The 20,462-nt window shown below is 41.2% G+C and carries 18 protein-coding genes and 1 pseudogene; 13 read left to right on the plus strand and 6 right to left on the minus strand.

The window, feature by feature from the left end; genetic code table 11:
- The first annotated feature begins 65 nt into the window (after positions 1–65).
- The 5 genes from AC20MK_RS05170 (at position 66) to AC20MK_RS05190 (ending at position 7,058) form a co-directional block, all read left to right on the plus strand.
- Positions 66–752, plus strand: coding sequence for a hypothetical protein (locus AC20MK_RS05170; protein WP_487356913.1), 687 nt, complete (start codon positions 66–68; stop codon positions 750–752).
- A 776-nt stretch (positions 753–1,528) separates the two neighbouring features.
- The gene (locus tag AC20MK_RS05175; protein ID WP_487356914.1) at positions 1,529–3,754 is read left to right on the plus strand and encodes a hypothetical protein; all 2,226 of its coding nucleotides are present in this window, start codon (positions 1,529–1,531) and stop codon (positions 3,752–3,754) included.
- Between the two features lie 62 nt (positions 3,755–3,816).
- A complete protein-coding gene (locus AC20MK_RS05180; protein ID WP_487356915.1) occupies positions 3,817–5,529 on the plus strand; it encodes a COG1361 family protein in 1,713 nt (570 codons plus the stop codon).
- Positions 5,530–5,610: 81 nt separating this feature from the next.
- On the plus strand, positions 5,611–6,288 hold the full coding sequence (locus tag AC20MK_RS05185; protein ID WP_487356916.1) for a hypothetical protein: 678 nt from the start codon (positions 5,611–5,613) through the stop codon (positions 6,286–6,288).
- 524 nt (positions 6,289–6,812) lie between these two features.
- Positions 6,813–7,058: a winged helix-turn-helix domain-containing protein gene (locus AC20MK_RS05190; protein ID WP_487356917.1), complete on the plus strand. Its 246-nt coding sequence runs from the start codon at positions 6,813–6,815 to the stop codon at positions 7,056–7,058.
- A gap of 205 nt (positions 7,059–7,263) precedes the next feature.
- Here the strand turns inward: AC20MK_RS05190 and AC20MK_RS05195 are convergent, their stop codons facing one another.
- Positions 7,264–7,455 carry a hypothetical protein gene (locus AC20MK_RS05195; protein ID WP_487356918.1) on the minus strand — a complete coding sequence of 64 codons (192 nt, stop codon included), beginning with the start codon at positions 7,453–7,455 and terminating at the stop codon, positions 7,264–7,266.
- A gap of 229 nt (positions 7,456–7,684) precedes the next feature.
- Between AC20MK_RS05195 and AC20MK_RS05200 the strand changes: the two are divergent.
- The 5 genes and pseudogenes from AC20MK_RS05200 to AC20MK_RS05220 all read left to right on the plus strand — a co-directional run.
- A pseudogene (locus tag AC20MK_RS05200) lies at positions 7,685–7,972 on the plus strand (thioredoxin family protein); the annotation flags it as partial.
- A 57-nt stretch (positions 7,973–8,029) separates the two neighbouring features.
- Positions 8,030–8,314 carry a ferredoxin-thioredoxin reductase catalytic domain-containing protein gene (locus tag AC20MK_RS05205; RefSeq protein WP_487357066.1) on the plus strand — a complete coding sequence of 95 codons (285 nt, stop codon included), beginning with the start codon at positions 8,030–8,032 and terminating at the stop codon, positions 8,312–8,314.
- A 55-nt stretch (positions 8,315–8,369) separates the two neighbouring features.
- Positions 8,370–8,828: a (Fe-S)-binding protein gene (locus AC20MK_RS05210; RefSeq protein ID WP_487356919.1), complete on the plus strand. Its 459-nt coding sequence runs from the start codon at positions 8,370–8,372 to the stop codon at positions 8,826–8,828.
- A gap of 16 nt (positions 8,829–8,844) precedes the next feature.
- On the plus strand, positions 8,845–10,089 hold the full coding sequence (locus tag AC20MK_RS05215; RefSeq protein ID WP_487356920.1) for a formylmethanofuran dehydrogenase subunit B: 1,245 nt from the start codon (positions 8,845–8,847) through the stop codon (positions 10,087–10,089).
- Positions 10,090–10,488 carry a formylmethanofuran dehydrogenase gene (locus AC20MK_RS05220; protein ID WP_487356921.1) on the plus strand — a complete coding sequence of 133 codons (399 nt, stop codon included), beginning with the start codon at positions 10,090–10,092 and terminating at the stop codon, positions 10,486–10,488.
- A 76-nt stretch (positions 10,489–10,564) separates the two neighbouring features.
- Here AC20MK_RS05220 and AC20MK_RS05225 read toward each other — a convergent pair whose 3' ends face one another.
- Positions 10,565–11,413, minus strand: a complete 849-nt coding sequence (locus tag AC20MK_RS05225; protein ID WP_487357067.1) for a methanogenesis marker 8 protein — start codon at positions 11,411–11,413, stop codon at positions 10,565–10,567.
- Positions 11,414–11,488: 75 nt separating this feature from the next.
- Positions 11,489–12,790 carry a phenylacetate--CoA ligase family protein gene (locus AC20MK_RS05230; RefSeq protein ID WP_487356922.1) on the minus strand — a complete coding sequence of 434 codons (1,302 nt, stop codon included), beginning with the start codon at positions 12,788–12,790 and terminating at the stop codon, positions 11,489–11,491.
- A 262-nt stretch (positions 12,791–13,052) separates the two neighbouring features.
- Here AC20MK_RS05230 and AC20MK_RS05235 point away from each other — a divergent pair, with 262 nt between their 5' ends.
- Entirely contained in the window at positions 13,053–13,991 is a 939-nt protein-coding gene (locus tag AC20MK_RS05235; protein ID WP_487356923.1) for a UbiA family prenyltransferase, read from the plus strand.
- Between the two features lie 143 nt (positions 13,992–14,134).
- Here the strand turns inward: AC20MK_RS05235 and AC20MK_RS05240 are convergent, their stop codons facing one another.
- The gene (locus tag AC20MK_RS05240; RefSeq protein WP_487356924.1) at positions 14,135–15,304 is read right to left on the minus strand and encodes an ABC transporter permease; all 1,170 of its coding nucleotides are present in this window, start codon (positions 15,302–15,304) and stop codon (positions 14,135–14,137) included.
- Between the two features lie 300 nt (positions 15,305–15,604).
- Between AC20MK_RS05240 and AC20MK_RS05245 the strand changes: the two genes are divergently transcribed.
- Together AC20MK_RS05245 and AC20MK_RS05250 are read left to right on the plus strand one after the other, a co-directional pair.
- Positions 15,605–16,888 (plus strand): gluzincin family metallopeptidase, encoded by a 1,284-nt coding sequence (locus AC20MK_RS05245; RefSeq protein ID WP_487356925.1) that lies wholly within the window; start codon positions 15,605–15,607, stop codon positions 16,886–16,888.
- 145 nt (positions 16,889–17,033) lie between these two features.
- Positions 17,034–18,053, plus strand: coding sequence for a hypothetical protein (locus AC20MK_RS05250; RefSeq protein WP_487356926.1), 1,020 nt, complete (start codon positions 17,034–17,036; stop codon positions 18,051–18,053).
- 296 nt (positions 18,054–18,349) lie between these two features.
- Here the strand turns inward: AC20MK_RS05250 and AC20MK_RS05255 are convergent, their stop codons facing one another.
- Positions 18,350–18,538: a CxxC-x17-CxxC domain-containing protein gene (locus AC20MK_RS05255; RefSeq protein ID WP_487356927.1), complete on the minus strand. Its 189-nt coding sequence runs from the start codon at positions 18,536–18,538 to the stop codon at positions 18,350–18,352.
- Positions 18,539–18,920: 382 nt separating this feature from the next.
- Positions 18,921–20,357, minus strand: a complete 1,437-nt coding sequence (locus AC20MK_RS05260; RefSeq protein WP_487357068.1) for a TrkH family potassium uptake protein — start codon at positions 20,355–20,357, stop codon at positions 18,921–18,923.
- Between the last annotated feature and the right edge of the window lie 105 nt (positions 20,358–20,462).

Below are 20,462 nucleotides of genomic sequence, written 5' to 3' on the forward strand. Positions count from 1 at the left end.
AAAGTCGAAAAATACAGGTGAGTTTTTAACTCGCCTAATTTATTTTTTTATTAAAGGGTGATTATATGATCCAGAAAAAGAGCTTTACAAAATACACAATAATCTTACAGATATTCTTATTATTATTTGCAATGGCAACGATCCCTGTAAGTGCTGCTTCTGAAGCTATTCCATCATTTCCGTTAAGTATGGGAGGAGAAGTTACAATTGATGGAAAATTAGCACCTGTGGGAACTGAAATTACAGTCAAACTTGGGGAAAAGACAGTTGGTACAACCATCGTAGAATCTGAAGGAGTATATGGCGATTTACCTACTAACAAGTTGTTAATAACCAGTGAACCCGATGATTATGAGAATCTTAAGTTCTATGTGAATGGTGTCGAAACAGATCTTGTTGACCTCACAAATGCCGTCCCGGGAGCTACACTAGCTACAACCCTTGTATCATCAGCTCCTGATGTAAGTGAAAATCCAACTGATAAAAAAGTTGCCGGATCTTCAAGTTTTGGTTCATATCCATCATCAAGTTCATCTTCATCATCATTTGATGATTCAGAAGTTCTGGATAGTTCAGATGAGGAAAATTCAGTTGAGAGCATTGCTTTAGCAGGGGATGGAGCTGAAACTGAAATTACAAACGAGAATGTGCCATCATCAGAAGCAGAGTCCTCTGCACTTGCTACTGGACTATTCGGTTTGATTCTGGTATCATTGGTAGGCGCAATTATCATTGTTAAGCGCAAAAAATAAATGCAAAATTTCATTTGAAAAAAAGTAAAATAAACAAAGCTCCATATAATTGGGAAGATGATGGCGTTTTTTTAAATCATGCTACATCTTCCAAAACCCGATAGATTTGATCGATGGAAATCCAGAATGTCCGTATTTACCTTGCCAATTATAAGCTTACAGACGATTTTACTTTTATTTCTTGTATTATCTAACACATGCGGTACTGAGGGGACTAATTTTTGGTTTGCTTTTTTTTACAGGTGTCTAGTTCAAATTACTGATTTTGTCAATAATGAGCTTTTTGATTCTATTGCTTATCCTTGTATTTGTTTTGAATTTGAAATCATCTTTTTTATCCTGTAAGGATCATTGGTGTGATCGATAGTAGATGTTTGGAGCATTCAGCAGGTTTTGTTCATCGATGAATGGGGATTTTCTTTAACAATAAATATGTTGCTCCATATACATCCAAATATCACCGAGCATCTAATTCTTAAAATCTTTTGACCCTTACCACAAGTACTTACTAGCAATACTTACTTCTCATTCGAATTTTGTGTTCTTTGAAGTTTATATCCTCCGCTAGACAACTTAGTATTGTAGTGGTACGGGTATGGTGCAGTTTGGCTATCGTAATTTGGTACGTTGCGAGAGTGTTTACTGTATTTGATATGTTAACCTCCTTATTGGAGGATCAAAAAGACCTTTCACCAGGACACATAATATGTCCAGGTAAACTGCATCCATTTTGACCGCTCTGAATGAAACGAAATCTCAAGTTGGAGGTAAAAGGAATGCAAATTAAAACAATTCTTATTGTTGCAATGTTATGCCTTGCTATGTCTGGTATAGCAATTGCACCAGGAACTGGACAAGAAGAGCCAGCAGAAGAAGTATGTTGCTGGGCAAAGCCATGTGGCACCCCAGTTGAACAATGTGACAAAGAAACTACTTTTGTACTTTATGACTCAGAAGCCCGGATTGTAAAGACAATCCATGGATATGTATATGTTGACATGGAATTCGACACAAATGGTCAGGGTCAGGAGATCATTACAGCAAATGATGTCCGTCTTTCCAACTGGCATACAAATTACGAGCCTAACACCAAGGTCATGCCAAACGACATGGACAACCTCGATGTAATTGAGACTGTATACGATGCTCCAATATCATACGTCGATGTCAATGACAACGGTATGTATGATCTTTATGATGGTGTAGTCTATGATCTTGATGATGATGGTTTTGTTTCTGTCGGTGACATACTCCAGACAGATATCGCAGCGGTCGATGTCTACTCCCTTGAAGAGTTCGATGCCGGTGAATTTGTAGAGGCACAGGGAACCTATGGAAATGCATGGGACAGAGTAAATGCTGCTCACCCAGCTAAGGGAATGGAGCTTTTCGCAATCGGTAATGGTGTAGCATCTGAACTCATGAAATGGGTAGATGCAGATGACAGCAACGACTGGAGCCTTGATGACAAACTCTACCTCATTCAGCCTCACACAGAAGTAGTAGATTCAGTGGCAGTAAGATCAGTAGAGGGAGCAGAAGGATTTGATGAAGTAGTCACTATTGGTGACACCAGAGTCTACATCCCTGCAGACGATGACTGTATCCCTGAATGTGGTACAAAGGTCGTACAGGGTGACCACGATGCAACCTACATGTTAATGCAGAACCTCAATGCACAGCTCGCATACTACACCTTTGGTGGCGAAACTGAATGGTATGTTGATATGGATGCTGACAATTTTGTATCCTTTGGTGATGTCAGACTTACAGAGGTCTCCACACACTATGGACCAAACACCAAGGTAAAAGTATGTGATGAATTCGATCTTGGACATGACCTTACATGGGCAGACCAGACTCTTGTCAGGTATGTTGAGACAGATGGTCTCGAGGGATACACTCTCGGCGACGCAGTCTACATTGACGTTGCTGACAATGATGTTGTGGATGCAGGCGATATAAGGTTGGTTGAAGTCGAATCTTTCCTTCCAGGATTCCCTAACGCATTCGTATACGATGCATGGTCAGTTGTAGAATCCAACGATGCTGATGTTGACGATGTACTCAAAGGCATTGGTCTAGGCGATTCATACAACCCACTGAACATGTATCTCGGATACATTGACTCTGATTGTACCGGAACCTGGACCTGTCCAGATAAACTCTACATCCAGCAGATCACTGACGAAATCATGGATCTTGGTGTAACAGTAGGTGACCTCAGACTCTATGTGCCTGTGAATGATCCAAACAGTCCATTCTTTGGAATGGAAGACTGGCCAGAATGTGGTACCAAAGTAACATGTGCTGACATTGATGTTGAGTATGCAGTTACTTATGTATTCAGTAACTACGACCTCATAATGTTCGTCGACAGGAACAATGACGGTGAATTCACCGAAGGCGTCGACCACGTGTACATTGATATGGATGAATCCGGCGATGTAACTCTCTATGATGTCAGACTTACTGATGTTAGCATCAAGGAAGCATTCTATCCAAACAACACTAAAGTCATGACTCAGCATGATCTTGACCTCGGTGACACTTTGATGCCTTCAGACCTCTACGTTACAGTGTCTGATCTTGACCTCTTGGCTGTTGTGCCATACGTAGATATTGACGGCAATGACCCATGTGTAGACTTGCCATGCGAAAGCACACCATTCACAGTCAGTATGTTTGATAACGACTGCAGTGGTGACTGGACCTGTGTTGACGCTCTTTACCTGAGCATCGATGATGAGTTCTGTGAAGATGACTTCGCTGTGACCCACCAGGATATCAGACTCTTCATCCCACCAGAACTTATCTGCGAGAATGGTGAAGAACCTGATGATGAATGTGAATACCATGCATATGATGCAAATCAGGATGGCATGATCAGCATTGGTGAAGTAAGCAACGCAATCGATGACTACCGCGCAACACAAATCAGCATTGGAGTTGTAAGTGAACTAATTGATCTATACCGCACAGGTGGATCATACTGCGCATAAAACTGTGAATTGAGTGTAGGGAGATGAAATATCTCTCTCATTCAATTTATGGGGGGTTCAATATGAAAATATCCAAAAATATCAAAATGTTTGGAATCCTAAGTTTAGTGTGTCTATTGACATTCTCGATGATCTCAGCAGCAGCAGCAGCTCCTAATGTCTGCAGAGACCTTCCAACAAATGCCAACCCAGGTGACACCATAACTGTGACTCTGGACATAACACTTGATGGCGCCGACAAGACCGTCATCGAAGATAATGTACCTGCAGGATGGGTCGTAAGCAATCCATCCGGTAGTGGATCTGTCATTGATGCAAATACAGTAAGCTGGATTGACAGTAACAATGCACCAGGTGTCGCACAGTTTACCTATGATGTCACAATTCCTGGAAGTGCAGCACTGGGTACGTACACATTTAATGGTGAGTTCGACCTTGCAGTAGCAGCTCCTGGAGTTCAGCCAATCGACTGTGACACACAGATGAATGTCATTGCAGCACCAGATGGAGAACCAGAACCTACTGAATCAAATGTCTGCAGAGATCTTCCAGTAAGTGCCGTCCCAGGTGAAACAATAACTGTGATCTTGGACATTACACTTGATGGTGCCGACAAGACCGTTATCGAGGACAATGTACCTGCAGGATGGGTCGTAAGCAATCCATCCGGTAGTGGATCTGTCATTGATGCAAATACAGTAAGCTGGATTGACAGCAACGCAGCACCAGGTGTCGCACAGTTTACCTATGATGTCACGATCCCTGGAGATGCAGCACTGGGTACGTACACATTTAATGGTGAGTTCGACCTCGCAGTAGCAGCTCCTGGAGTTCAGCCAATCGACTGTGACACACAGATGAATGTCGTAGCAGGCGATATACCAGAACCTACTGAATCAAATGTCTGCAGAGACCTTCCAGTAAGTGCCGTCCCAGGTGAAACAATAACTGTGATTCTGGACATCACACTTGATGGCGCCGACAAGACCGTTATCGAGGACAATGCACCTGCAGGATGGGTCGTAAGCAATCCATCTAATGGTGGATCAATCGTTGATGCAAATACAGTAAGCTGGATCGATGCCAACTCAGCACCTGGCGCACAGGTAACCTATGATGTCACGATCCCTGGAGATGCAGCACTGGGTACGTACACATTTAATGGTGAGTTCGACCTCGCAGTAGCAGCTCCTGGACTCCAGACAATCGACTGTGAAACAGAGATGGATGTAGTGGAGGAAGTAGGCCCAGAACCAGGTATTGTGATCGAGCCTAACTGGAACTTCATATCAGTACCATTCGAACTGAACAACAGCAGTGTTGACTTTGTCCTTGCGGATATCAACTACACTAATCTGATGTACTGGAACAATTCAGGCGGTATCTGGGAAATACCTACCGACTTCGAGCCACTGAAAGCATACTGGATCGAGAGCAACGAAAGCGCTGATCAGCTGATCTCAAGCGAGCTTCTTGAACCAATTACACCATCTGTGCCACCTGTAATGACAGTGTATCCAGGATGGAATGCTATCGGTTATACCGATTCCATGACTGTTCTGCCAGCTGAAATTGCACTTGGTTCGATAGACGAATCTTACACGCAGGTCAAAGGTCCTTATGACCCTGCAACCGCGACCTATGAACAGATAGGCCACAATGGTCAAACTGGAGTTATCGCTGGTGTCCATGTAGGAACAGACGTCTTCGATATGAGCCCATATGAGGGATTCTGGGTATTTGTAACTCAGGAAGATCTCCTTGCAGGGTTCTAATGGAGGTATGAGACCGAAAGTCGAAAAATACAGGTGAGTTTTTAACTCGCCTAATTTATTTTTTTATTAAAGGGTGATTATATGATCCAGAAAAAGAGCTTTACAAAATACACAATAATCTTACAGATATTCCTATTATTATTTGCAATGGCAACGATCCCTGTAAGTGCTGCTTCTGAAGCTATTCCATCATTTCCGTTAAGTATGGGAGGAGAAGTTACAATTGATGGAGAATTAGCACCTGTGGGAACTGAAATTACAGTCAAACTTGGGGAAAAGACAGTTGGTACAACCATCGTAGAATCTGAAGGAGTATATGGCGATTTACCTACTAACCGGTTGTTAATAACCAGTGAACCCGATGATTATGAGAATCTTAAGTTCTATGTGAATGGTGTCGAAACAGACCTCGTTGACCTCACAAATGCCGTCCCGGGAGCTACACTAGCTACAACCCTTGTATCATCAGCTCCTGATGTAAGTGAAAATCCAACTGATAAAAAAGTTGCCGGATCTTCAAGTGGGTCCTCAAGTTTTAGTTCATCTTCTTCATCATTTGATGATTCAGAAGAGATAAGTTCAGATGAAGAAAATACATTTGAAAGCGTTGCTTTAGCAGGAGATGGGGCTGAAATTGAAACTACAAACGAGAATGTGCCATCATCAGAAGCAGAGTCCTCTACACTTGTTACTGGACTATTCGGTTTGATACTGGTATCATTGGTAGGCGCAATTATCATTGTTAAGCGTAAAAAGTAAATGCAAAATTTCATTTGAAAAAGAATAGTAAAACAAACAAAGCTCCATATAATTGGGAAGATGATAGCGTTTTTTTAAATCATGCTACATCTTCCAAAAACCCGATATATTTGATCTATGGAAATCCAGAACGTCCGTATTTACCTTGCCAATTATAAGCTTACAGACGATTTTACTTTTATTTCTTGTATTATCTAACACATGCGGTACTGAGGGGACTAATTTTTGGTTTGCTTTTTTTTATAGGTGAAGCAGATCGTGTAAACCTTAAACCTTTTTTTAATTCAAATATGGCAATAAGAGGCTTTATTTTTCGATTAAAAATGGATGCGGAGTGAATTCTACCACACATTAATATGTCGTATGATGCTGTTTATATGTGTTTGAACTGAAAGTAATGAGCTATTAAAATTTCTCCTAATGATTATGATGAGTATATATAAGCATTTCGTAACCTTTAAATAAAAGTATAGCCAAGATTGAATGGGGATAATTAAATCGAATTAAAGCTGTGGTGTGGGAAAATGCGTCGTGGAAAAATCGAAATCATGATAGATATTTTAAATGTTGTAAAGAAGTCACAGGTGACCAAAACTGCAATAGTTTATAATGCAAACTTAAATTTTAACAGGGCTGATCAGTATATCAACATGATGATGGATGTTGGTCTTGTAGAAAAAACTTCAAACAAGTATTCAATAACGGATCTAGGGTCTGAATATCTTTATAAGATAAATGATATGGATTCGATCTTTTCTGCTGAGCTTTGATCTTTAATCTATTTTTTTAATTTTATTTTGGATCAACTTTGCCATCATCAATCCTAACCAATAGTTCTGACCATCAGTCATGACTTCACGTACTAATCTTACGTATTAATTATCCGTTCGAATGTATAGTTCATTCTTCTTTATTGCTTTTTTTATAGTTCTACTTTGTGTGTCTATTTAATAATGCCATTTAACAATAAGTGATTTATTCACTCATTTTCCTGTGAATTAAGCCACCAAGCCAGTAACCGACCATACCTATAGCAAAAGCCAGTGGTACAAGAATGAGCATTTTGAAACCCAGGGGGATGAGTAGGGGGAATGCTATCAGCACAAAAATAAATACAAATATTGCATATCCGCTATATTGCGCTTGTTTTTTGCTAATCTTTTTCATCGACATAATAAATTCTGTATAAGCTGATAGTATTTAAATGAAGCCTAATCCACAAATGTGCAATGTTAAATAATTTACGTGCATATGATTAATGGTAGCATAAATTGTATTTTGGATAAAAAAGGTGTTATAAATGGGATTGGGAAGTTTTATCGGAAGCATTTTCGGGAAGCAAAAGCAAGTCAAATCTAATGAACCCGTGGTTGAGGAGTTGAACAAGAATCTCTTCATGATAAATACCCTTGCTTTTGAAGCAGAGGTGGAACATTCAGAATTGCCCGTTGTAGTTGATTGCTTTACAAAGACATGCCCACCTTGTAAGAAGATGGGTCCTGTGTTCGAAAAAATGGCAGGCGAATACGAATCAAAGGTAAAGTTTATTAAGATTGACCTTAAAGGTTCACCTGAAATCGGAAAAAGGTTCAATATATTAGGTGTTCCTACCCTTCTTTTCTTCAAAGGTGGGGATCTGGGGGAAAAAGTTGTTGGTTACACCAACGAAGATAAACTCCGGGAACATCTTGATAACTTACTGGAGCAACAATCCAGAAATAGTCCATCAGAAGTGAAAAACATGACAAATAATGAATCTACTAAAGAAGACATGCACGTATGGACATCCAAATATGCCGATAAGGCTGGATATATGTTAAATCCCGACGAAGAGTCATTGCACCTTGTTCTTGAAGGGCTGGCAAGGAACAGGAACAAACATGGGAAGAACTACTGTCCCTGCAGGATCGTGACCGGTGATGAGCAGGAGGACAAAAAGATAATCTGTCCATGCATCTATCACAAGGACGAGATAAGTGATGATGGCTCCTGTCATTGTGATCTTTTCTTTAAGAAAAAGGACTGAAACGAAAGATAACATATCTTTCCTTCGTTATTTTTAATATTTTTCAGGTGAATTCATGACAAATGCATTGGAAATATACCAGTTACTACCAAAAACAAATTGCAAACAGTGTGGTAAAGCTACCTGTATGGCGTTTGCAGCAGCACTTCTTTCAAGAGAGGTCGTGGTCGATGATTGCCCGCCTCTGAAAGAGGATAAGTTCAAAGAGAACTATGAAAAACTTTCCGAGATCATCACGCCTGCAGGAGAGGCTTCTGAGTCTGGTATGATCGTGCATACTGAAAAATGCATCGGATGTGGTAATTGTGTCGTTGCATGTCCTGTTAATGTGGCAGAAGATCCTTATGGTGCAGGTTCAGGAAAAGCACCTACCAGTGATAATGTGATCCTTCGTGTGGAAGATGGTGTTGTACGTCTGTCCAATGTAAGTCAGTGTCGCCGATTTGGAAAAAATAAGATACTATGCAATGGTTGCATCGTTACGTGCCCCACAAAAGCAATTGAATTCGTCTGATCATGGTGTGAGACAAATGGAAAATGAATATTACGTTTGCACAGGTTGTGGACTTCTCTGTGATGATATAGAGGTCGAGCTAGAGAACGGTAAGGTCTCAAGGGTGAACAATGCATGTCTAAAAGGTGTAGCTCGCCTGAAAGAATGTAATAGACCTGCTGAGTGCAGGATCGACGACGCACCTGCATCTCTTGAAGATGCTATTATAGAAGCTGCCCGAATACTCAATGAAGCCGATTCTCCGGTGATCTTTGGAATGGGGAACTCGACCAGTCAGGCACAGAAAAATGCTATTGAGGTAGCAAAAAAGACCGATGCTTATTTTGATGACACCTCCTCGTTCTGCCAGGGGCCTGTCGTCGAAGCGATACTTGAGAATAAGATAAGGACCTGCACACTTGATGAAGTAAAGGACAAGGCAGATGTAATTGTCTACTGGGGAGCAGACCCCTCTAACTCACATCCGAGACATCTCTCCAAATATACCTATTTCCCTCGTGGAAAAGAAAGACAACGTGGCTGGGAAGAAGACCGTACAGCTATTTGCATCGATGTGAGGAAGTCTGATACTGCTATTATCTGTGGTGATAAGTTCTACCAGATACCGCCACAGGCGGATGAAGAGCTGCTTAATGCACTCACGGATGGTCTTTCCGGCAAGGTCCCGAAAGTATCTTTCGGAATGGGTCCGAAGAAGATACTTGAACTTGCGAATATGCTTAAAAAAGCTGAATTCGGAGTGATCTGTGTTGGTCTGGGCCTTGTTTATTCCCTTGAGGAACTTGAACCGCTCGTCCGATTAATGGATAAGCTCAATGAAGTCTCCAACTTCCACCTCATCCCTATGGCAGGTCAGTATAATATGCGGGGGTCCAACCATAACATGCATAAGGAAACCGGATACATAAACCGTGTCAAATTCACAGGGAATGATGTTGAACATGGGGCACACTGTTCTGTTGTTGAATTACTGAGGACAAGAACCGTTGATGCAGCGCTTATAATAGGTTCTGACCCGCTGTCAAGCCTTCCTGGCAGTATTGCAAAAGAGCTGTTGGACATTCCAGTCATCACTATTGACCCCTGCAATACTCTGACTTCCAGAAATGCAAAAGTGTCAATTCCTACCGCTACTGCAGGCTCGGAGTGTGGGGGAACTGCTATCAGGATGGATGGTGTTGAAGTGGAGCTCAAAGCCATCATTGAAACTGATAGAATGTGTGATGCAGAAATACTGGAACGCATTATGGGGGAATTATAAATGGGATTTGGACAATTCCTCAAAGCTCCTGAATACGATATTAAAATAGTAACATACAGAGATATCTTTCAAAGCACAGCCCTTGAATCATCGGGATGTGGGGATGAATATGCCGAACGTTCAGCGGTCATTTTGCTGGATAAAGATGACATGAAAAAGATGGTGCTTAAGGGCGGGGGAAAGGCAGTTCTTAAGAACAACTTCGGAAGGGTTGTTGTGCATCTCAGAACTTCCGGCTATGAAGAAAGTCATGAAGGCATCGGATACATGAACAACAGCCCCTGGTCAAATGCACTGGTATCTTCTGAGACCGGTGGTTCCGGAGTACCTAAATTCAAAATGATAGCTGCATCCATATCTGATGCAAAGGATGAAAAGGTCACCAGTTTTGATGAGTGACCTCATTTTTTTATTTATTAATAACTTGTTCTGGGCGTTGTCTAGTAAAAGTTAGGGTACAAGGCCTGACCAAAGTTCAGATAAGTTCCTTGGGCTGCTTCTTTTCTGGTAATACTGGCAATGGCATAGTATTAACAAGAATTGGGCTTTCAACTTCCTTTGCACGTTCAAGTAAAAGCTCTTTTCCTTTCTGTGTAAGTGCAAATAGAGGTACTGCAGTACCTACCTGTGCCAGGGGTTTGATGACATCCCGTATCGCTTTTGATGCACAGGAAGTAATGATGTCAAGATACTTTACTATCTCTAGGGCATCTTCCCTGCTAAGGCCGGTGGTATGGGCACCGATGATCATAAGTTCAAGGGTGTTCTCGCTCTCAATTTCACGAAGCATTCTGGAGGTTTCGGGGTCAACAACAGTAACAGCAATTCTTTTAAATCCAAGTTCAATTGCCTTAAGGACACCACCGACAGGATCGATGATAGCAGTAGCTGGTTCAAGCACGATGCCGCCCATTTTCTCAATGCGGTCCATGACCTCCTCAATAGGTTCTGTCTCCACAAGTCCCGATATTCTTGCACCCATTCCCTGAACAAGAACCGGATTGTTCGTGATGACTGTACCTGCCCCGTCACAAACTGTCACTGTGGTGTCAAGAATGTCTCTTCCAAGTCCTGTCATCATGACTTCGGAAGCACCAAAACCCACGAAAACATCCATCTCAAGCATACGGTCCTTTGTAAAAAGACCAAAATCCTTTATGCGAAACTCCATATTCTCCTTAACAGTCTCGCGTGTGATCTTTTTAATACCTCTTGCTTTCTCGAACAGTGGACACCAGTCTATTTCCGGTTCACCGACTTCAACCACTTCGCCATTGTCTACAACGACCTTCGTCTTTCCAAGGATCTCCATTACATGTGGCACTATCATAACCTCGCAACTGATATTTGAGAACAATTATTCTAATTGGGTGTGCAATAGCTAAATAAAAAAAGGGAATCAGATAGCTTCCCTTCTGTCAAAGACCCTCTTTGCTTTACCTGTGCTTCTTGGAATCGTTCCTTTTTCCACAAGTTCTACATTGGCCCTTATGTTCAATACGCTCTTAAGCTCGCCTTCAACAAACCTTCTTGTTGATTCAAGGTCCTGTATCTCGCCTGTGAACGCACCTTCATCGAGTTCGACCCTGACTGTTATCTCATCCAGTTTCTTCTTGTTCCTGTCAAGATATATCTCGAACTGGTCGGTGATCTTCTCGATCCTTACAAGAACATCCTCTATCTGTGATGGGAAAACATTGATGCCTCTTACAATAAGCATGTCGTCCGCTCGTCCGAGTATCCTCGAAATGCGGTTGCTTGTACGTCCGCAAGCACACTCACTTTTGAGAAGTCTTGTGATATCTCCAGTACGATACCTGATCACAGGAAGTGCTTCCTTTGTCAGTGAAGTAAGTACAAGTTCACCCTTCTCGCTTTCAGCAACCTGTTCCCCATCTTCGTCAAGCACTTCAACAAGATAATGGTCGCTCCATATGTGAAGGCCCTCTTGTTCCTGGCATTCAAATGCGATGCCAGGTCCCATCATCTCGGAAAGGCCATAGGAATCATACGCTTTAATGTTGAAAGCATCTTCAAGTTCCTTTCTGGTACTGGATGACCATGGTTCTGCACCAAAGCATCCTACTCGTAATGATAATTTATCAAGGACATTCATTTCCCTGACGGTTTCCGCAAGGTAAAGTCCATAAGAAGGAGTACAATGAATAGCAGTGACGCCAAAGTCCTGCATCATCTCGATCTGTCTTACTGTGTTTCCGGTCCCGCTTGGTACGGCCATGGCGCCAAGTTGTTCGATACCATAGTGAAAACCCAGTCCGCCTGTGAAAAGACCATAATTGACAGCATTCTGGAATACATCGTTCGCGTCCAGACCGACCATAGTAAAATTACGTGCCATCATATTTGCCCATGTTTCGATATCATTGGCAGTATATCCGACAACAGTTGGTTTCCCACTTGTTCCCGAAGAAGCGTGAATACGCACAATATCTTTTTTTGGGACTGCAAAAAGACCGAATGGATAGTTATCACGAAGGTCTGTCTTTTTGGTCATTGGCAACTTTCTGATATCCTCAAGTGATCTTATGTCATCAGGAGTGATGCCCAGAGCTTTGAACTTCTCTCGATAAAATGGCACATTATTATAGACTGATGCAGCCGTTTTTTTCAAGCGTTTCAATTGCAATTCACGAAGTTCATCATGTTCCATCGTTTCATATTTTGGCTGCCAGTATTTCATGATGTGATCACCTTTTCACGTCTGAATGAATTCAATCTTTAAATGATTTACTATGCTTTGTTTAATGTCAGGCAGGTCATGAACATTATCTAATTAATCAAAATATAGTATCTTGAAATCTCTATCTTTTTTGAATATCTGAAAATTTCTTCTATAATATCAATAAAACGTTCACAAAATAAGCTATTATGTACACAATTATATATTATGTGGACAAATAGTTCTAATACGTGTGCACGGATGCTTATATTTGAGGATGTAAATGAGCAACGTATGTACTCTATTTAGAAATAGTGCCAATAATCTGAACTTCCAGGATATCACAACGGTATTATGGAAAGATTTTATCTATGGGGGACATATTTTTGCATTTGGGGCTATCTGCGTAGCTATTATGGCATCGATAATATTCGCGATTCCGATAACCTGGGACTTTATGTTGATCATCTACCTGATATTCTATACGATATATGTGTATGACTATTTTACTGGTGCAGAGGAAGACAAGGACAATTACTCAAGTCGTTCAGAATATCTGCAGAAAAATGACGAAAAAATGCTGATCGGTACAATATATGGTTCCATTGTGGCAATAGCATTCACATATTTAATTTACAGTGATATCAAAAACATGTTCATCGGATTTGCGATCCTTGTACTTGGGCTTATGTATCATTCACACTTTAAATCCATTACAAAAAAGTTGCCAGCATTCAAGAATCTGTTCGTATCACTTGTTTGGGGACTTCTCATCTACATCATGTTCGTTTATTATGGATATCAAATAGACATATCTGTAATGGTCATATCAGCTTTCGTATTCCTTAGGATGATGGGCATTCAGATAATGTTCGACATTCGGGATATCGAGGGGGATCGAATAAAAGGACTGTTGACCATACCAGCAATATTTGGCCATGATAAGAGTATGTCGTTACTCAAAATGCTCAATATTGTAACCTTGATATTGCTTGCAGTTGGTGTCTATATAAAAATATTGCCAATTTTTGCCTTAATGATAATGTTGGTAATGGCTTATTCCGTAAAATATAAAGGAAAAGTTCTAATGTCCAGAAATGATAACAGGTGCTACATACTTGCAGCAGGGGAGCCTGTTGTGTGGGCAGCCCTTGTTTGCGGGGGTATAGTGTTCTCCAGACTAGTCCCTTATGCAGCTGACATTGGTACTATGATATTTTGAAGGTCAAAGGTGCCAGTATCTGGAAGTTGTGGAAAAGCTCTATCCGAAAGCTTACAATGCAAAAGGATGGGGCGAGAAACCCTACTTTTCAGGCAAAGCAGTCAGTCTTGATCAGATATGCGCTATTTCCAATCATTGAACGTTCAATCGCCTTCAATGGATTCAACAGGGTCGAGCCTTGAAGCACGTCTTGCAGGATAAACACCTGCAAGAACGTTCAGGATGAATGCAAAGGTTGCAGCATAAAAGAAGTTACTGGCAAGGATCGTAATTGGCATCGTCTCCAGTCCCAAATACATCTCACTGGGCAATTCAAGTTGATATGCTCCAATTGAAACAGATGCGATATAGCCAATAATACAACCTGCAATAACGCCAAAAGCTCCGAGAACTGCTGATTCGATCAAAAATATGGAAGTGATGCTCCTGCGTGATACTCCCATGGCCATGAGCATGCCTATCTCTTTTTTCTTATCCATGACAACGGTCACCAGGGTGTTGGCAATACCAAATCCAGCAATGATGTATATGAGTGCATAAAATATCCAGATGAATACTCGCTGTGTATTTAGCAATTCCAGGATCTCACTGTTGGCTTCCAGCCAGCTTATCGCATCAGCACTGGTATCGGTTTCAATTGAAGCTGCAATTGCTTCCGCTTGATATGGATCGAACACTCTGACACCTATGGAAGTGACGACACCATTCTTCCTGAAAAGCTCTTGCAATGTTCCCAGTCGGGCATATGCAATACTTTCATCGATCGGAGTGCCGGTGTTGATTATCCCCACTACCTTAAAGACCCGTTTGTTTGAACCTGGATAAATTGCTTCCACATTATCTCCGAGACCAACCTCAAGGTTGTCTGCAAGTTTATCACCAAGAACAATGCCATGGCCCGTAAGTGCAAGCATCGTAAAGCTTCCGGACACTATGTCCTCGCTGACACGCATTACACAATCTTCAGCTTCTGGCTCTATCCCTTTGAGCAGGACTCCTTCAGCATTGTCCTTATATTTTAGGGCCGCCTGCCCCGAAAGATAAGGTGATACTGCCACAACACCTTCTTTCTCGCTTATCACTGACATGAGATACTTATAAAGGTGCAGTTCGTCACCATCTTCGGATTGTGGGCTTATTACTATGTGTGGGGCGTTTTCGATAGTTATCTCAAGGAGCTCTTCCTGCAAACCGGTCATCATCGACATCAGGACGATTATGGTGCTCACAGCGAGTGCAACTGCCATTAAAGAGAAAAATGCATGGCGACGACGAGAGTTTATGTGGCGCATTGCTATGGTGAACTCGAACATAAAAAACACTCCAATAAACACACAGATATTAATATAACAATAGTATTTGCTTCGGTTTAATACTTTTTTGTTTTGCCTGTGTTTAATTTAAAACTTCTGGGAAGTTATGTGCAGATCTCATGTACACACAGCTGATGGATATCATTTTAGATAATTTGCTTGATACATCTTGAAAATTGTGCACTTGTATATTATAATCAATTTTCGATTTTTATCTATGCATTAATTCATGTACGCGAAATATATAATTCATGCCATACAAGTTAAGTGTGTGTTCATGCGAACTTCTTTATCATGAGGGTGTCTGGGAAGAAAGTTCTTGCAATAGATGCGGCAATTATACTTTTGTTCAGTTTTTTGTTCATAACATCATTAACTATCGTTTCAGCCGGGGAGGATGGGATCTCCACATCTGCTGAACTTAGTTACGAGCTACTGGGTAACGAGAATATTGTCCATGTGACCAAAGAGGTCACATTCACCAACATCGATGAAAATACTCGTTACTGGCAGGGGTATTATGACACCTATAATTATTACATCCCCGATGGTGCTGAGAACATCAGGGCATATGCTAGTTCCAGTAGTATGGAATATACAAAGGGGGATGGGGAATTTTATGTATTTAATTTCAATGAACGGATATGGTATGGTGATGTTTTCAAATTTACAGTTGAGTATGATCTGATGGTCAACCAAAATACCGCAGTTTTCAATATATGGGACAATACCGATAGTGCAACTGTAAAGATCAGCGTGCCTGATGAATATGAGGTGCATATAAATAATCAGAATAGTGTGATAGTACCTCTGAAAGACAGGTATGTAATTGACCCTGGCAATTTGGGAAAGAGTGTTGCACCAATAACAGTTGATCTTGTAAGGCATACTGAACTGAACAGTATGACCGAAACTGTGAAACTAAAGGAAAAGGATGTCCTCGTGACAGTCAGGTACTGGGATGGGGAAGAGCAGTGGGCAGAACATGTTATGGATACGACATCCAGTAGCCTTGTAATTCTCGAAGATATGTGGGGTGTTGCATATCCTGCTAGCTATGACATAACCATTACTGAATGCAGTATGGAAGATACTGGTGGTTATGGTGGCCTTAATAACTGGAGCAAGGGAATATCACTGCTTCATACGTCAAGGGACATAACATTGATACATGAATTGGCCCATTACTGGACAGAATGCTGTTCTTTCGAACAACTGTGGATGGATGAAGGTTACGCTAATTTCTATGCTATGAGAGTGCTTGAAGAGCTCGATCCTTTGCAAGCCACAAAGGAAATGGATCGACTCTCAGATATTGGGGATAATGAAAGGAATGAAGGGAAACTTGCCGACTGGTCAACACCTTCTGAATTAGCTCCGGGCTATGCATATCAAACCAAATTGAATTATAAAAGGGCATTTCTTTTAACTTATTCTCTTTACAGGGATGTTGGCATGGATGCTTTTGGGGATGCTAGCATAGAATTCATCAATATGGGGTCTGTTGATAAAAGTGATCATATAAGCACTATGGAAAGTATTTCTGGCAAGGAGCTTGATGCTATCTATGATCAATATCTCTAACTCATTTGATATGGTGAAAATGTGTATATGGTTTTAATATAACAAGGAACATATATTTATAGTTATTAAAGACTATTATGTTAAGCAAGCCTGCTCATACATATGTTCCGACAAACTGCAGGTTTTGTTCCAAGGGGTATCTCTAATGGATTTTATTGAAAAGCTTAAGGAAAAACAAAAGGATCAAAGTGCTAAGAACTGGTTTGACCTTGGAGTTCAAACAAAAAGTCAGGATAAGAAAGTGAAATATTTCACAAAATGCCTGCTTATAGAACCGGGAAATGTGCAGGCATTACGACTTATGGCAGATGCTCAACAAGAACTGGGTCTGATAGATGCAGCACTTGGTTCAAGGGCAAAGGCAGATGAAATAGAAGGTCTTGCAAGTGGTTTTGAGCAGGATGATGATGTGACCTTTGAAACAAACTCTTTTGAGAGTGTTAACTTTGGTTCTGATTCCCTTAACTTTGAAGAAGAGAGCATACCTGCACAACAAAGCTTTTCCTTTTCAAACGATTCTCCGATGGCAGGAGTTTCAGCAGATGAGACCATTCCTGCTGAGGGTGGAGTGGAGCTAATAGAAGAGCCACATGAAGGGCTGGAATCAGTGAACTCGAGCATCAAGGGCAACAAATGGACAGCTTTTGAAGATGCAAAGAACAAAGAGCTGAATGGGGAATCCGAAGCATCTTCTGAATATGATGCTGGGGCCTACATAGCTAATGAACCTGAAATGAATGAACCTCTCGTAATTCCAGAAGAGAATGATAAGGATACATTCGTTGTGGCTACAGAAAAGACGAATGAGTCTAAATTTGCTGAAGCTTCAGTGGGAAATGTCGGCAGTACATTTGCTGAAGGTGCAGTAGAAAAGCAGACTATGATAAAAACAGAACCTGTTGTTGCGGTAAAGGAACCTGTACAAAAAGTTGTCAGGCCGTCAATTGAAGAAAAGACAAATATCTCCGTAACAGAGTCTCCTGTTGAAAAGGCAACAATGGTCCAGAATGCACCTAACACAGTTACTCCACAGGCAATGCCTCAATATAAGATCGCAGATAATGTACCTTTTGTTATACCTATGAAAGAGATTATCAAGTTCTGGGTCGTGGGCATTATTGCGATAGTGGTCGCAGGTTTCATAATGAACGCATTAGTAGGGTAATAAAGAAGCGTACCATTTGCAGGGGGTACCCTTTTTAATGATATTTTATTTTTTTATGAAATTTCTACAACTGTACTTCTCGAAAACTGAGGGCTATGAGCTAGACTACTATCTCTGCCTGTGAGTGAGCTAAGTTTATTCACTGAATTCTGGGATGGTCCAATTAGTCTATAAATTTAGAATGGATGGCACAAAAATCAATTAAAAATAGATAGCGGCGATCATTTCAGAAACATTTTATCTGATCGCACACCTTAATTTTGATCGTTTTAAAGAATAGTAAGATTCACATCCACTTAATATCGTTTAGGTGGTCTGTGGCTCTGGTAGCATTCCTTGCAGTATACTGGCCTGTCAGGGTCCGGTACGAAAGGCACTTCTGTTTCCTGACCGCAGTCAGCACATTTAGCTTTGTGCATCTCTCTTGGTCCATTGTTGAAACCACTGCTTCCGCCGCCTCTGCCGTTAAAGCTTCTTCTTTCCATCTCTTTTCCTCCCGTTATGTTTTATACCAAATTCATCCAAAAAGAGCCGCACTTGGGACTTCCTGATTCTTGGGAGGTCTTGATGGATTCGTTGACTGATGCAATCCATGGTCTGATTATATATAGCACTGTTGGTTTTTTTAGATTGCTGGTAATTCGGAATGAGGCAGTGAAGCCTTTTGATGCTTTTTTTATGTGGTCTTAGGGGATTAGCTTTGAATAATTTGTTGCTCCTAAACTGGACTTATTGGGGGTGTAATTCATAATTTCAAGCTTTTGGATATGATCATAATGCATTATATGAAACATGTTTCTCATCAAAAATTCCTATCTCATCATTGCACTTATGTTCAGGATTTTTTTGCAGAAGCAATTATCATGCTCAATGCTTCCAAAAAGCCGGTGTTAATAACACAATGACCGTAAAGACCTCGAGCCTTCCAATCCACATATTGGCAATAAGGACCAATTTGCCAGGGTCTGGAATGGAATCAAAACTTGCCATCGGCCCCACGAGTCCCAGACCTGGGCCTACATTGCCCAAAGTTGCAATGGAAGCGGTCAGGGTAGTAACGAAATCCATTCCCATCAATGATAGCAGGGTCGAGCTGGCAAAAAATATCATGAGGTAAATTACCATAAAGGATACGATGGAATGTATGACTTCCTCTGGGACTGTTTTATTATTGAAGCGTATCGGGATGATGGCTTTTGGATGAATTACTTTAAAAAGTACTTTTTGTGCATATTTTAATAGAAGAAGCAGGCGTACCACCTTCACACCGCCTGAAGTAGAACCTGCACAGCCTCCTATGAACATCAACAAAAAGAGGATGAACCTTGAAGAATCCGGCCAGAGATTGAAATCTGCTGTCGCATAGCCGGTGGTAGTGAGTATGGAAATGACCTGGAAACTGCTGTACCTGAAAGCATCAGCAAGCGAATATACCTCCGTTTTGAATAACATATAGGCAAGAACAAGGGTTGCTATTGCAATTATCGCAAAATAGAACTTGAACTCTTGGTCTTTTATCAAGCTTGTTCTATCAGAAAATATCGACTTATAATGAAGAGCAAAATTTGCTCCTCCCAGGAACATGAACAACATAATGATCCCTTCTACCATGGGGTCATTAAAAGCTGCTATGCTGTTTGAATATGGGGAAAAACCGGAACACGAGATAGATGTAAATGTATGGGTGATGGCATCATAGGGGGACAAGCCTGCGATCATCAGGATAAGCAGTTCCGAAATGGATAGCACGATATAAACAAGCCATAGGATCTTTGCAGTCTCCCTTATCCTTGGTCGCAGCTGTTCTTCCTGAAGCCCCGGCACCTCTGCGCGGAACATTTGCCTTCCTGCAATTCCGAGCTTTGGCAGAATGGCAATGAACAACATGATAATTCCCATGCCTCCAAGCCATTGGGTCATGCTTCTCCAGAAAAGAAGGCTTCTGCTATGGCTCTCGATATCAGTAAGTGCAGTCGCTCCGGTAGCTGTTACTCCGGACATGGATTCGAACAAAGCACTTATCGGGGGTACGCCTTCAAGCATGTAGGGAAATGAATAGAATACTGCAGCAACAAGCCAGCCAACTGCAACAATAAAAAATCCTTCTTTTAAATTCCATTCCTCATCCTTTCTCTTAAAGAACAATGTAAAAAGAGATGCTATAGCGACGGTAATGGCAAGAGGTATTGCAAATGTCTGTAAACTTTCTCCATAATAAACAGCAACTATCAATGGAATTACCATGAATCCGGCAAGTAACCAGAAAATAGAACCCAGTACACCCAGCACGACATTATATCTCAGACCGATCACACCATATTATTAAATCTTCGTTCTTTACAATAGGCTCGATTGAAATCGAAATTATCATTTCCCCATATATATCATACTCGATCAACCTGTATGTTG

The sequence above is a fragment of the Methanococcoides sp. DA23 genome, from assembly GCF_057593895.1.